Here is a 13,999-nt window from a genome sequence, read left to right on the forward strand (position 1 = left end):
AATCATGACCAATTCTATTACACCTCCAGAAGAGTTAGCTCGGTTGCAAAAGATTAAAGCCGCTAAAGATCGATCTCGCATGGATCGCCAAGGGAACGAAAAAGGCTTGTACGTTCTCTTTACGGGATTGGGAAAGGGAAAAACCAGCGGGGCGATGAATCTGGTGTATCGCCATCTCGCCCACGATTTACGAGTGGCGGTGGTTCAATTTATTAAAAATGACAGTGCGTTTCCCGACGGCGATCGCATCATGTTAGAAAAACTCAACGCGGCAGGATTTCCAGTCAGTATCGATACCCTCGGCGGCGGGTTTACCTGGGAAACCCAAGACCCCGATCGCGATCGCTTGATGGCAGAACAAGCTTGGGAAAAAGCCCTAGAATTTATTGCCGATCCTGAGATTTCTCTTGTAGTTTTAGACGAGTTACATATCGCCCTCAAAAAAGCTCGTTTAGACCTCGCTCCGATTCTCGCGGGCATTCAATCTCGTCCGCCCCATTGTCACGTCGTCAGCACCGGACGTTATGCGCCCCAGGAATTAATCGACGCCGCCGATTTGGTTACAGAAATGACTCGTATCAAACACCCAATTAGTGCGGGAATTCCCGCTCAAATTGGCATTGAATACTAGAGAGTTTAGAGTGTATTTCGGTGTCGATTTTGAAATTTAAAAAATATTTAAAATCACCGAAATACACCATTTAAAATTTAAAATATACAGAGATATGATATCTCAAATTCACAAAAACATCCTTCTACGTTCCCCATTGACTTAGGCTTGTTATATAATGTTCTTCAAAATCGAACCGATTAGCTTAGGAGCCAAACCTAGCTTATTAACTCAGCTACGAGAACTCGCCAGCGATTATCCAATTATCGATCTCGAAGCACTCAGCCACCTTCCCAAAGGTACGTTAGGTTACGAATATGCTCGATATATGCTGGAGAATAAAATTCAGCCCCTTGAAATTAGTCCCAAATTACAGGCGATCGCCGAGCAAAAACCCTTTGCATTTCGATTTACCATAACTCACGATCTTTTCCATGTATTGCTAGGATTTGATACCAGTCATGCTGGCGAAATTGGTGTTTTTGCTTTTACAGTCGCTCAAAACTACAGCATATGTATGAGTGCATTTCATCCGTTGGTTCGATTTATCTACCCGTTTGCTTTATTAAAACAAAAAAAAGCCATTTGGGAAAATTCACGTCGAGGATATACTTTAGGTAAACAAGCTGACTGTTTGCTACTGTATCAGTTTGAAAAAGATTGGACTTGCTCGATCGATAAAATCCGTGATAAATTAGGTTTGGTGTTACCAGAAGAGTGTAAAGAAGGGTAAAGTGTGTGCTGGTATCGATCTTTTTATTTTAAAAACAGTGCGTTACGTGAGAAATTCTCAACTTGACTTTCGTTGGTTTTTGTTATCTGCTAACCAAAGCATTTTATGTTTTATAAAATCAAGACGCTACAAAAAAGTAAATATGTCAACATAGCAGTCTCAAATAAATTGTCAAAAATTAAAACACTAGAGAAAATCAGATTTACCGTTTCCCATTCTCCGTTCCCGATTCTCTTTTTGTCTCAATTGTGTTACACAACTGATTTAGAGTTGCTATATTCTTTAAGCTTTTTTAAGACATGAAAACCTGCCACTTTTCAGATAAGAAAGAAGGACAGGCTTTAAGACTCCGGTACCCGGTACGTCGCTCAGGGCGATCGCCTGTGTCTTCACCCGAACCGATCGCACTTGCATCTAATTCATCTCCAAAAATTCTACAAGTTCGAGTCGTTGGGTTCCCACCACGAGCAATGCGATCGATTCCGATCGCCGGTCAAGCCACCTTGAACTCACAGGTTTGCATCCCAAAGCGTCCCCATCTATGGCAACCTGAAAAATAACGTCTCGTTGCGATCGACGAACTTCACAGGATCTATGCAAACACTGCCAACTCCTACCCAAAGCCCCGAAACCCCCGCCGCGTTCGACACTACCATCCATCGCCGCAAAACCCGTCCCGTTCGGGTGGGTAACGTCACCATCGGCGGCGGACACCCCGTCGTCGTGCAATCGATGATTAACGAAGACACGATGGACCTCGAAGGATCGGTGGCCGCCATTCGCCGCCTTCACGAAATCGGGTGTGAAATCGTGCGCGTCACCGTTCCCAGCATGGCGCACGCCAAAGCCTTAGCCGACATCAAACAAAAACTTCGCGACACCTATCAAGACGTTCCCCTCGTCGCCGACGTTCACCACAACGGCCACAAAATCGCCCTCGAAGTCGCCAAGCACGTGGATAAAGTTCGCATCAATCCCGGCTTATACGTTTTCGAGAAACCCAAATCCGATCGCACGGAATACACGAAAGCCGAATTTGAGGAAATCGGCAGCAAAATCCGCGAAACCCTCGAACCCTTGGTGGTATCTCTGCGAGACCAAGGAAAAGCCATGCGAATCGGCGTCAACCACGGTTCTCTGGCCGAACGGATGCTGTTTACCTATGGCGACACCCCCGAGGGAATGGTGGAATCGGCCTTAGAATTTCTCCACATTTGCGAGTCCCTCGACTATTACAACCTCGTCATCTCCCTCAAAGCCTCTCGCGTCCCCGTTATGCTGGCTGCCTACCGCCTCATGGTTCGACGCATGGACGAGTTAGGTATGGACTATCCCCTTCACCTCGGCGTCACGGAAGCCGGAGATGGGGAATACGGACGCATCAAATCCACCGCAGGTATTGGAACCCTCCTGGCTGAAGGAATCGGCGACACGATTCGCGTGTCTCTCACGGAAGCCCCAGAAAAAGAAATTCCCGTCTGTTACAGCATTCTCCAAGCGTTGGGATTGCGAAAAACGATGGTCGAGTACGTCGCTTGTCCCTCTTGCGGTCGGACGCTCTTTAATTTAGAAGAGGTTCTCCACAAAGTTCGCGAAGCCACGAAACATTTGACGGGATTGGATATTGCCGTGATGGGTTGTATCGTCAACGGTCCGGGCGAAATGGCCGATGCCGATTACGGGTACGTCGGCAAACAACCCGGATTTATTTCGCTCTATCGCGGTCGCGAAGAAATCAAGAAAGTTCCTGAAGATCGGGGTGTTGAAGAGTTGATCGATCTCATTAAAGCTGACGGCCGTTGGGTCGATCCTTAACCGAGACCTTCCACAACCCATCCGTTTTCAGATCGATGGTGGAGACGCGCCTTCATCTTTCTCGGGTCTAGCCGCTATAGGACGCTCTAGGACGCTCTGCCATCGACCCTTGTGTTAGCGATTTTGCTTAAGATTCATTGTCAAACGGGGTTTTTAACGGGATGCGATCGCTGTGAAAACCGCTCCAACTCGATCGATTCGAGTGTGTTAGAGTAGGCATAACTTATCCAACACGTTTCTGAACTCTGAAGCTAAGGCATATCGACATGACAACTCGTGGGCTGGTCGTTGGCGCAACGGTCGTAATGCTGAGTACCGTAACGATTATCGGTGCGGGCATTCACATGAAAGGTCAAGCGTTCTTTCAGGATAGCCCGAAAGAACTCATAGATGAAGTTTGGCAAATTATTAATAAGAATTATGTCGATGCGACCTTCAATCAAGTCGATTGGCGAGCAGTTCGTAACGACTATCTAAATCGTTCCTATACATCTCAAGAAGAAGCTTACGATGCCATTCGCGAGATGCTCGAACAACTCGAGGATCCCTACACGCGCTTCATGGATCCGGACGAGTTTCGCAGTATGCAAATCGATACCTCCGGGGAGTTAACGGGGGTCGGCATTCAACTAGCCCAAGACGAAGAAACCAACAAACTCGTGGTGGTTTCTCCCATTGAAGACACGCCAGCCTTTGAAGCGGGAATTCAATCTCAAGATATCATTGCCGAAATCGACGGTCGCAGCACTGAAGGCATGGATATCAACGAAGCCGTTAACTTAATTCGCGGTCCGGTTGGCTCGGAGGTGGTGCTGACAGTTCTTCGCAACGATCGCGAAATCGAATTTCCCATTACTCGCGCCCGCATCGAAATCCATCCGGTTCGGTACAGCTACCGAGAAGATTTACCCGGTGGGGTGGGATACATCCGCTTAACCCAGTTCAGCCAACTGGCCACCGAAGAAATGCGCGACGCGATTCGGGAGTTGGAAGATCGGGGCGTCGAAGCTTACGTTCTCGACTTGCGAGCCAATCCCGGTGGGTTATTGCAAGCAAGTATTGAAATCGCGCGGATGTGGCTTGACGAAGGTAAGATCGTGTCTACGGTAGACCGTCAGGGGATTTCGGAAGTGCAACGAGCGAACGGTCGCGCTCTTACTGACAAACCGTTGGTGGTCTTGGTAGACGGCGGTTCGGCTAGTGCCAGCGAGATCCTATCCGGGGCGTTGCAAGATAACGATCGCGCGGTCTTGGTCGGAACCCAAACCTTCGGTAAAGGGTTGGTACAGTCGGTGCGTCCGGTGGGGAACGGTTCCGGTTTGGCGGTGACGATCGCCAAATACTTTACGCCCAACGGTCGCGATATCAATCAAGAAGGAATTCCGCCCGATATCGAGTCGGAGTTAAGCGAAGAGTCTCGCGAAGCCCTGAGAACCGATCGCACCCTCATCGGCACCCTGCAAGACCCGCAGTATTCCCAAGCCATTGAAGTGCTGCAAAGTGCTAGCATCGCCACACAATCCCCGGAGTGAATTAATTGAAAATTGCGCCGATCGCGCGATCGGCGTTCAGTCGGACGACCAATTGTCGGCGGGAGCGATCGCCGATTAACGGTTCGACGAATAAATCCGGGTGCAAGGCGTTCCAAAAATATTCCACAAAGGCGAAAATCTCGTCGTCCGACATCCCGTCTTTTCCTCGGGCGATCGCGTCGCGTTCGGCTTGCAATCGCCACTGTTGGCTGAGACGGTAATCGACGGGGTACAAGACCATCAGGCGATCGAGCCGTTCCCACAGCGGTAGATAGTCCCGCAAACGGGCGTTACAATCTCGAGCGAAGGTTTTATCCACCTCCGTCGCGATCGGAGGTGGAGCGTTGTCGAACAGGGCAGGATCGACAGGTTCGACACCGACAAACCACCCTTCAAACAAAACAATATCCGCGCGATCGACCCGTTCGGACGCCGTGCGATCGCCGTCTCCACCGTAAGCCGACTTATCGAAACGCGGCACCTCAACCGGGATTTGCCCCCGACGCAGGCGATCGAGAACTTCAATTCCTAACGGTACGTCGTGAGTTCCCGGCGGTCCGCGACGCACCAATCGCGGATCTTCTGCCTTGAGTTGCTGGCGTTCCCAATGCGTTTTATACAAATCGTCGATGGACAAACTGACCACCGCGTACCCCAACTCGTCCAGAATCTCCGTCAGGGCCGCAGCGAGGGTGGTTTTGCCCGTTCCCTGTCCCCCGAGAATCCCTTGAACGAGAGGGCGATCGATCGAACGGCGAATCTCTGCCAGTTGTTGCGATAGCGGCAGCCACAAGGTCCATAGCGTGGCGAAAAACGGGGCGTCCGGTTGCGAAGACAGCGGCAGGCGATCGAGCCTCGTTTGGGCGATTTGGCGCAACAGTTGCCACCGTCGCGCGATCGCCTCTCGAGCGTTCTCTACCGAAATTCCGAACGCCTGCGATCGCCGGGAATCTTCTAACTCCCAATCTACCAGCCACGCCAACGCCGATTCGTCGAGCGATCGCGATCGCGTCGCCGCTCCTAGAACCTCTTCTAACTGCGCTGTTCGATCGTCCATAATTCAGTCAAGGGAGCAGGGGAGAGGGGGAGCCGGGGAGAGGGGGAGTGGGGAAGTGATTACGCAAAAGGTTCGGTAATCACTTCAAGGGAGAGGGGGAGCCGGGGAGAGGGGGAGAGGGGGAGCAAGGGAGAAACTGTCAACGGTCTCCACTGTTGACTGCTCACTGTAAAAGGCTGGTGACTGTAAAAAGTCCCGTTATCACTTCTTACGTCCGGCTTTCGCATCCACTAATTCCAACTCCGACAGTAAGAACGTGACCGAGTGGTCCCAGTTTCCGCCTTCAAACAGAACCGCCGCTTTGCCGTCGCTAACGCGCTGCACCGATCCTTGAAACTCGTAATACGTATCGTCGGGGTTTACGACTCGTACAGCCGATCCCGGAAGAATCATCGTCATGGGTACTCAGTAACTCAGTGTTAAATTTACGTAGGCTCGAGTTCGGATTTTAACCCGGTAGGACTTACGCAGTTCAACCAAAACTACACTAAATGGGGAAGTCGGTGGGCATTGCCCACCCTACAAATGGTGTAGATGCGTAACTCCCGTCCGGTCTGTGGCGCAAATAGCTCGCGCCCACCGACCGCCAATTGTCAAAGGTATTGTACTATTTTGTTCTCTCGGCGACTCGAACCTTGGAAATTTCCAAGAGGAACGACTCAGCCTCAGAATTTCAAACGCTGTCGGTAGTTGGCAACCGATTCCACCAGTCCGAAGGCGATAAAATTCGTCAACAGCGCCGATCGCCCGTAACTCAGCCAAGGCAGTGGAATTCCCGTGACCGGCGCTAAGCCGATGGTCATGCTGATATTGACGATCGCCTGAAAAACGATCGTCGATAACACGCCCACGCACAACAGCGACCCGAAATTATCCTTGGCATTTTGTGCCAGAATCACCAAACGCAGGCAAATCAACCAAAACACCAAGACTACCGATATCGCGCCGACAAAGCCCAATTCCTCACCCACCGCCGAGAAAATAAAGTCCGTGTGCTGTTCTGGGATAAAGCCGCCTTGAGTTTGCGTGCCGTTGCCCCAACCGCGCCCCCAAAATTCACCCGCACCGATGGCAATACGGGATTGAATCAAGTGATAGCCCCCACCGAGGGGATCGCGATCGGGGTCGAGAAACAGAATAATTCGGTCTTTTTGATAGGGTTTGAGAAGGTTCCAAAATACCTCGCCCAACTTCCCCGACAGTAAATTAATTCCCAAGGCGATCGCGGCTCCAATCCAACGTCCGGGGATAGTCAGCCAAGCCAACACGCCCATTCCCGCCACCCACACGAACCAGGCCGGTAACAGCGTCCCGAACAAAATCGCCGACACCAGAGGCGATACTAACAAGACCAACCAACCGGGGTTGGCGTTCGCCCAATACAGCATCCCGATCGTAATAGCCCCGAAGACGAGGGAGGTTCCTAAATCCGGTTGTAAAAACACCAATCCCCACGGAACCGCTGTAACGGCTAGAGTTTGTAGCACTACCGGAAAACTAGCAGCCGTGCGCGATTCCAATACGGCCGCCAGGGTGACGATCAACCCTAACTTGGCGAATTCCGACGGTTGCACGTGAAAGCCGCCGATGGAAATCCACCGCTGCGCCCCCAAAGCCGTCGTTCCGACAAAAATAACGGCCAGCAGAGAGAGGTTCGTAATGCCATATACGATCCACTTCCACTGCACCAGTACGTCGTAACGCCAACGGGCGATCGCCAGTGCGATCGCCAGGCCGATACCTCCAGTTAACCAATGTTGCCACCAGTCGGTATAGTCGGCGTTGAGTTGAGTACTGCGAATCATCAAACCGCCGAACACTGTCAGACCGACGACCGAGATGGCTAAAAACCAATCTAACGACTTCCAAGGCTGTACAAGCTTTTGCAGGCTGAAACGAGGGAGAGATTTTTGCATGAGACGCTGAAACGGTGAGACGAGGCGGCGAGTTTGACGGGGCTTATTTCGACAACGCTGCGACTGAGACTTTTGCCGCAATCTGTTTGGCAACCATCGTCAGCTCTTTGGCCGAAGCGGACTCGGGACGGGAAACGACAATGGGAACACCTTCGTCGCTGCCTTCCCGCAGGGGAATTTCCAACGGAATCCGACCGAGGAGGGAAACGCCGAGTTCCTCGGAGGTCTTTTCGCCGCCCCCCGATCCGAAAATATCGTACTGGCGATCGGGAAGGTCGGGGGGAACGAAGTAGCTCATGTTCTCGATGATGCCGAGGACGGGAACCCCCAACTGCTCGAACATTTTCAGCCCTTTACGAGAGTCGAGAAGAGCGACGCGCTGCGGCGTGGTGACGATGGCGACGCCGGCCATGGGAACCGCTTGCGCTAGGGTGAGTTGAGCGTCTCCGGTTCCGGGGGGCATATCGACAATGAGATAGTCGAGTTCGCCCCACTGCACTTGGTAGAGGAACTGACGGATGACGCCGTTGAGCATAGGACCGCGCCAAATGACGGGTTGGTCTTTGTCGATGAGGAAAGCCATCGACACCAATTTGACGCCGTGGTTGAAGGCGGGTTCGAGGACTTCTTTTCCGTCGGGAGCTTGCCGAACCATGACTTTAGCATCGGCCAGACCCAACATATTCGGACCGTTGGGGCCGTAGATGTCGGCGTCGAGAAGTCCCACTTTTGCCCCGGTTTGGGCGAGGGCGACGGCCACGTTGACGGCGACGCTGCTTTTACCGACCCCACCTTTCCCGCTGGAGATGGCGATGATGTTTTTCACGCCGTCGATGCCTTGGCGATCGGGAAGGGAGGCTTGTTTGGGGGTTTCGGCCGTTACGTCTACTTCCACGGCTTCGACGCCGGGGAGGGTGCGAACGGCTTTTTCGCAGTCTTCGACGATGAACTCCCGCAGCGGACAGGCGGGGGTGGTCAAGACGAGGGTAAATTTGACCGTTCCCCCCTCGATCTCCACGTTGCGGATCATGTTCAATTCCACCAAACTTTTTTGAAGTTCGGGGTCTTGCACCGGGCGCAAGACGTTTAAGACGGATTCGGGGGTCAGGTCTTTCGAGACGGTCGGTTCCACTAAAACCTCCTGATGTTAAACGTTTCGGCTGTGAGTTTCGCGAGCGAACGCAGACGAAAATGTATCTTTTTGTTGTGAAAAATGTACGTTCTTAAACAGTATTCTAAATTGTCCGCAACATTCCTTATGATATTTAAGGCCGCGAACTCTGTGGGAAACGCAGTCGCCCCGAGGAAGACCAGATGCGCCAGCAAGCCCATATACTAAGTCTTCCGAGCTTACGATCGTTTTGTGATATCACTCCGTTATGAATGTAACTTCGAGTCCTTCTACGTCCTCTACGCCCGCCCGTCCCCCGGAAGATTCGCGATCGCGGATCGGCCAGTTCATGAAAGAATTACAGGATGAAATTTGCCAAGGATTAGAGCAGATCGATGGCCGGGAACGGTTTCGGGAAGATTCGTGGGAGCGTCCTGAAGGCGGCGGCGGGCGATCGCGCGTGATTCGCGAAGGTGATATTTTCGAGCAAGGGGGCGTCAACTTTTCGGAAGTGTTCGGTCCGCAGCTTCCCCCGTCGATTTTGAAGCAGCGACCCGAAGCAGAAGGTCACGGGTTTTACGCCACGGGAACCTCAATGGTGCTGCACCCTCGCAATCCCTACATTCCCACGGTTCACTTAAATTACCGCTATTTCGAGGCCGGGCCGGTGTGGTGGTTCGGCGGCGGGGTGGATTTGACACCGTACTATCCTTTTGAAGAAGACGCTGCTGGCTTCCATCAAACCATTAAAGCAGCTTGCGATCGCCACCACTCGGAGTATTATCCCGTTTTCAAACGTTGGTGCGACGAATACTTCTATTTGAAACACCGCCAAGAAACGCGGGGCGTCGGCGGGATTTTCTTCGATTACCAAGACGGCCGGGGCGAACTCTATCGCGGCCCCGACCCGGACGGGCCGGCCGCGACTTACAGTAAAGAACTCGGCGCACTCGAACCTCGGGATTGGGAATCGCTGTTTGCTTTCGCGAGAGATTGCGGAAAGTCCTTCCTTCCGGCTTACGAACCCATCGTTCGACGGCGTCGGGGCATGGAATACGGCGATCGCGAACGCAATTTCCAACTGTACCGACGCGGCCGCTACGTGGAATTTAATTTAGTCTACGATCGCGGGACGATCTTCGGCCTGCAAACGAACGGCCGTACTGAGTCGATTTTGATGTCTTTACCGCCGCTCGTGCGCTGGGAATACTGCTACGAACCGGAACCGGGAACCCCAGAAGCCAAGCTGTACGAGACCTTCCTCAAACCGCAAGACTGGGCGAACTGGACGACGGCGTAACCGGAACGACGGTCGTTCGGGCGCGATCGTATCTTCCCTCGAGGGGTCTTCGCTTTTCCGTCTGTCAAAGGCGGAAGAAGAGATGTTTGGTATCCTAGATCCGAGACGGTAACGCGCTGAAGATTTCTCGGGTAAGGGCGTGAGTTCGCACCCGAATCGCTCTCCCACAGAGCAAGTCCGAACGGACAACACGGGCCAATCCCCGAGCGCGTTTGAAAAGGCCGACGGAAATCGCGATCGAGTTCAAGCGGGAGATCTCGCCCTCGATCGGGTACAATTGCTCGCTGAAACGGTTTGCTAGAGCGTTCTGCTTGGAGGCAGACCGAGTCGAGCGAGAAGTTCCGGAGCGCTAACCGGAACGTGTCGAGTTTGTAAGTGCGAGGAAGGGTCTGTGATCCACATCGAGCAGAAAACACATACTACCCAAGACGGGACGACTGTAATCGTTCTGGCACCTGCAGGTCGTCTTGATATTACGACGGCTTGGCAGTTTCGCCTCAAACTTCAGGAATGCATCTCTAAACTGAGCCGCCACGTGGTCGTAAACCTCGGACAGGTAAATTTCATCGATAGTTCTGGTTTGACATCTTTAGTTGCTGGAATGCGAGACGCCGATAAAGTTAAAGGCAGTTTTCGTATCTGTAACGTGCATCCAGAGGCCAAACTGGTGTTCGAGGTCACCATGATGGATTCCGTGTTTGAAATTTTCGAGACGGAGGAAGAAGCCCTCGAAGGCGTTCCCCGAAACGTGGCCAGCTAATCCGAAACGTCGGTTCTGCGTCCTCCCAATTTGGGAGATCCCCCCGCTTCCGATGCGCTCGGAAACGGGGAACGCGCTACCGTTGCGACTGTCTCGACCGTGACGGGAACGAGACCGCAGTAGGAACGCCCCTAACGCACGCCGTGCTCGGCCCAACGCCAGATCGCGCCCGAGACCTTATTAAGTCCTTCAACCCCCAGTAAACCTCCTGTGGATAACGTCCGTACTGTTTCCGATACTAAACGAGCTTTTTATCGCCTCCACATGCGACCGGTCAATTCGATCTATCGCCGGGTCGTGGAAGAGTTGATGGTCGAGATGCACCTGCTCTCAGTTAACGTAGATTTTAAATACGATCCCATTTATGCCCTCGGGGTGGTGACGGCGTTCGATCGCTTGATGCGGGGGTATCAGCCGGAGCGCGATCGCACGTCGATTTTTGAAGCCCTCTGTCGCGCCATCGACGACGATCCCGATCGCTATCGTCAGGATGCTGCGGCGGCGATCGCTGCCGTCGAACCCCTCTCGACCGAAGAGTTAACGGCAATTCTGGCACAGCCGGAAAGTCGCGAAGCTGACAATCCCGTCGCACAGCAACTTCAGGCGATCGCCAGTCGAGATAACTTTAAATACAGCCGTTTGTTCGCGATCGGCTTGTTTTCGGTTATCGAACGGGTCGACGGAGAATTAGTGAAAGACAAGAAAAAACTGTCCTCGCTTTTGGAAAAAGCCAGCGCAGCCCTACAGTTGTCGGATGACAAACTCCAAAAAGATCTCGAACTCTACCGCAGCAACCTCGAGAAAATGGAGCAGGCTCAAAGCGTGATGGCCGACATTCTCGCCGCCGAACGTAAAAAACGCAGCGAGCGAGAGAACGCCAAACAAACCACAACTGACAAACCCGCACCCGAATCTCAATCGTCATAGCGTCAGAAACGGACATCGAGACTTACACTCTGGGGGCGGACGAGGATTCGCCCCCAGTCGGTTGTTGGAGAAAATCTCAGGCTCGATCGGGCCGAGTACGACCAGATGTAGCTTAACCCGCATTCCACCTAGCCATTGCGAACCTATCGAGATGCCACTTTACCAAACCGGCGATCGCGCTGCTGGTAAGATAACAACGCCTGGCGGAACGCCTCGCGATCGAACTCCGGCCAAAGCGTATCCGTCACGTACAGTTCCGCATAGGCCACCTGCCACAACAAAAAATTACTAATTCGCATCTCGCCACTGGTGCGAATCAGCAAATCGGGATCGTCCAACTCCACCGTGTACAGATGACGGGCGAACAACTCGCGATCGATCGCCGCTGGGTCGAGTTCTCCCCGCTTGACTTGCTCGGCAATGGCGCGACAGGCTTCGACGATTTCTTGTCGTCCGCCATAATTCGTCGCCACCGTAAACTGAATGCCTGTGTTGTGAACCGTTTCCTCCATCGCGCGATCGATTTCGGCCCGCAGCGACGGCGGTAGCGTCTCTAAATTCCCGACAAAGCGAATGCGGACGTTTTCTTCCATCATTTCCCGTAACTGCTGCCGCAACACCCGCTCGAACAACGTCATCAGAAAATCTACTTCTTCTAACGGGCGACCCCAATTTTCCGTCGAAAACGCATAGGCCGTTAGCGCCTCGATGCCCCAATCGTCGCAGCATCGCAACAAATCCTTGAGAGCGTCTACCCCCCGTTGGTGGCCGACGATCCGGGGTAAGCCCCGACCTTGCGCCCAGCGGCCGTTGCCGTCCATAATGACCGCCACGTGTTTCGGCAAGCGAGCGGGATCGAGATCGACAGGTAACGTTCGTAAGAGAGTTTGCTTGGCACTCATACCGGATTCCTCAGTGTTCCACCAGACTGCTCGATCGACTACGCACTGACTCGCTTGCGTTCCCGACGTTAACCCCTGCATTTTGACACACTCCCCGCGAGTCACGCGACGGGGATTCTGGGTTCAAACAGCAAAAGCAGGCTGAGCCTGACTGACTTCACCTAACCCACAGGTCGATGCCCCAACCTGTTTGATATTGATGGCGGCGTTTTCGTCACGCTCGTTTTCTTTCCTACAGGACGGACAGCGCCACCGCCTGACGCTTAAATCTAGCTCGTCCAAAATATGTCCGCAGCAGGAACAAGTTTTACTGGATGGAAACCAGCGGTCGATATAGGCAACGACTTTCTCTTTCTTCTGGGCGACCCATTCCAAGATTTGCAGGAACGACCGAAATCCCAAATCGGATACTTTGCGTCCCCAAAGCCGCTGCATGGCTTTTAGGTTCAACGTCTCGAAATAGAGAACGTCAAACCGATCGGTCAGCCAGTGAGCCAGTTTCCAGAACCAGTCCTCTCGCCTGTGGGCGATATCCTCGTGGCGGCGAGCTAGATTCTTCCGGGCGCGTTCTCGGTTGTTCGACCCCTTCTGCTTGCGGGACAGCTCTCGGTTCGCCTTCTGGATCTCGCGGAGAGATTGCTTGAAAAACAGTGGTGCGTCAATGCTGAAGCCTTCAGAGGTCGTGAGAAATTGCTTCAGTCCGAAATCAAAGCCAGCGCTTTTACCCGTCTCGACTTTGAAGATCGGCTCGGAGGGGGGATCTACCGTGACGAACATAAACATCTCCCCCAAGGGAGTTCGTTTAATCGTCACAGTTTTAACCTTTCCCTCAATTTCTCTAGACTTCCAGAACTGATACACCCGACCGCAGATCTTAATTCGGTTTCCACCGAGAAACTTGTAGCCGTTTTGCTTGAGGGTAAACGACTTGTAATTTTTGACTTTCTTAAACCCAGGAGGGCGAACCCCTTTCTCCTTATGTTTGAAAAACGACTGATACGCCTTCTCGATGCGTTGGCAGATGTCTTGTGCCGCCTGTGCGTTAACGGACTTCCAGAAGGGGTTCCGTTTCCGCAGTTTGGCAATATGCTTCTGAAGTTTGGCGCAGTTCAAGTGCTTGCCCCACATCCGGTAGTACCGACGGTGTAGGGCGATACAGTGGTTGTAAATCCCCCCCGAAGCGTTCACCATGCGTTTCAGGTGACGGTTCCGCTCGTGGTTGTAAAGCTTGAACTTCAGTGTTTTCATGAGAACGATTCTACCAAACCCACGGCGTCCTTATGCCGTGCGAGTCGCTTTTCCACCCCGCGCTGAAGCACCAGGAGATCGAGAGATA

Annotated in this window: 13 protein-coding genes; 7 read left to right on the plus strand and 6 right to left on the minus strand. The window is 52.8% G+C overall.

Annotated elements, in window-relative coordinates:
- Positions 1-4 precede the first annotated feature (4 nt).
- The 4 genes from GEI7105_RS0119360 to ctpC all read left to right on the plus strand — a co-directional run bounded on the left by GEI7105_RS0119360 (position 5) and on the right by ctpC (position 4,690).
- On the plus strand, positions 5-631 hold the full coding sequence (locus tag GEI7105_RS0119360) for a cob(I)yrinic acid a,c-diamide adenosyltransferase (RefSeq protein ID WP_017662085.1): 627 nt from the start codon (positions 5-7) through the stop codon (positions 629-631).
- A gap of 157 nt (positions 632-788) precedes the next feature.
- Entirely contained in the window at positions 789-1,343 is a 555-nt protein-coding gene (locus tag GEI7105_RS31460; protein ID WP_017662086.1) for a Coq4 family protein, read from the plus strand.
- Between the two features lie 594 nt (positions 1,344-1,937).
- Positions 1,938-3,158, plus strand: a complete 1,221-nt coding sequence (gene ispG, locus GEI7105_RS0119370) for a (E)-4-hydroxy-3-methylbut-2-enyl-diphosphate synthase (protein ID WP_017662087.1) — start codon at positions 1,938-1,940, stop codon at positions 3,156-3,158.
- Positions 3,159-3,418: 260 nt separating this feature from the next.
- Complete coding sequence (gene ctpC, locus GEI7105_RS0119380) at positions 3,419-4,690, plus strand: carboxyl-terminal processing protease CtpC (RefSeq protein WP_342662846.1); 1,272 nt, start codon at positions 3,419-3,421, stop codon at positions 4,688-4,690.
- Between the two features lies 1 nt (position 4,691).
- On the opposite strand, the gene GEI7105_RS0119385 is transcribed toward ctpC, so the two are convergent.
- From GEI7105_RS0119385 to GEI7105_RS0119400, 4 genes are all read right to left on the minus strand, one after another.
- Entirely contained in the window at positions 4,692-5,747 is a 1,056-nt protein-coding gene (locus tag GEI7105_RS0119385; RefSeq protein WP_017662090.1) for a hypothetical protein, read from the minus strand.
- Between the two features lie 201 nt (positions 5,748-5,948).
- A complete protein-coding gene (locus GEI7105_RS0119390) occupies positions 5,949-6,140 on the minus strand; it encodes an NAD(P)H dehydrogenase subunit NdhS (RefSeq protein ID WP_026097792.1) in 192 nt (63 codons plus the stop codon).
- A 272-nt stretch (positions 6,141-6,412) separates the two neighbouring features.
- Positions 6,413-7,663 carry a rod shape-determining protein RodA gene (gene rodA / locus GEI7105_RS0119395; RefSeq protein WP_017662092.1) on the minus strand — a complete coding sequence of 417 codons (1,251 nt, stop codon included), beginning with the start codon at positions 7,661-7,663 and terminating at the stop codon, positions 6,413-6,415.
- Between the two features lie 43 nt (positions 7,664-7,706).
- Complete coding sequence (locus tag GEI7105_RS0119400; RefSeq protein WP_017662093.1) at positions 7,707-8,795, minus strand: Mrp/NBP35 family ATP-binding protein; 1,089 nt, start codon at positions 8,793-8,795, stop codon at positions 7,707-7,709.
- A 247-nt stretch (positions 8,796-9,042) separates the two neighbouring features.
- Here GEI7105_RS0119400 and hemF point away from each other — a divergent pair, with 247 nt between their 5' ends.
- From hemF to psb29, 3 genes are all read left to right on the plus strand, one after another.
- The gene (gene hemF, locus GEI7105_RS0119410) at positions 9,043-10,074 is read left to right on the plus strand and encodes an oxygen-dependent coproporphyrinogen oxidase (RefSeq protein ID WP_026097794.1); all 1,032 of its coding nucleotides are present in this window, start codon (positions 9,043-9,045) and stop codon (positions 10,072-10,074) included.
- A 391-nt stretch (positions 10,075-10,465) separates the two neighbouring features.
- Positions 10,466-10,834: an STAS domain-containing protein gene (locus GEI7105_RS0119420; protein ID WP_017662097.1), complete on the plus strand. Its 369-nt coding sequence runs from the start codon at positions 10,466-10,468 to the stop codon at positions 10,832-10,834.
- 210 nt (positions 10,835-11,044) lie between these two features.
- A complete protein-coding gene (gene psb29 / locus GEI7105_RS0119425) occupies positions 11,045-11,761 on the plus strand; it encodes a photosystem II biogenesis protein Psp29 (protein ID WP_026097795.1) in 717 nt (238 codons plus the stop codon).
- 143 nt (positions 11,762-11,904) lie between these two features.
- On the opposite strand, the gene uppS is transcribed toward psb29, so the two are convergent.
- Positions 11,905-12,663 carry an undecaprenyl pyrophosphate synthase gene (uppS, locus tag GEI7105_RS0119430; protein WP_017662099.1) on the minus strand — a complete coding sequence of 253 codons (759 nt, stop codon included), beginning with the start codon at positions 12,661-12,663 and terminating at the stop codon, positions 11,905-11,907.
- 123 nt (positions 12,664-12,786) lie between these two features.
- The gene (locus tag GEI7105_RS0119435; protein ID WP_017662100.1) at positions 12,787-13,911 is read right to left on the minus strand and encodes an RNA-guided endonuclease InsQ/TnpB family protein; all 1,125 of its coding nucleotides are present in this window, start codon (positions 13,909-13,911) and stop codon (positions 12,787-12,789) included.
- Positions 13,912-13,999: the final 88 nt, after the last annotated feature.

The sequence above is a fragment of the Baaleninema simplex PCC 7105 genome (assembly GCF_000332355.1).
Lineage (GTDB): Bacteria > Cyanobacteriota > Cyanobacteriia > Cyanobacteriales > Geitlerinemataceae > Baaleninema > Baaleninema simplex.